This window comes from Romboutsia sp. LXY-2 (assembly GCF_056171995.1).
Window position 1 is genome coordinate 1 of record NZ_JBKFGI010000035.1, and the last position, 389, is coordinate 389.

The 389-nt window shown below is 55.0% G+C and carries 1 rRNA gene; it reads left to right on the plus strand.

Annotated features, from left to right (window positions below):
- Positions 1-389, plus strand: a 23S ribosomal RNA gene (locus ACI48P_RS22040); the annotation flags it as partial.

Below are 389 nucleotides of genomic sequence, written 5' to 3' on the forward strand. Positions count from 1 at the left end.
AGAAGAGAGCTTGATTGCAAGACATACAGGTCGAGCAAGGACGAAAGTCGGACTTAGTGATCCGGTGGTACCGCATGGAAGGGCCATCGCTCAACGGATAAAAGCTACCCTGGGGATAACAGGCTTATCTCCCCCAAGAGTCCACATCGACGGGGAGGTTTGGCACCTCGATGTCGGCTCATCACATCCTGGGGCTGTAGTAGGTCCCAAGGGTTGGGCTGTTCGCCCATTAAAGTGGTACGCGAGCTGGGTTCAGAACGTCGTGAGACAGTTCGGTCCCTATCCGTCGCAGGCGTAGGAAATTTGAGAAGACCTGTCCTTAGTACGAGAGGACCGGGATGGACGCACCTCTGGTGTACCAGTTGTTCTGCCAAGGGCATAGCTGGGTA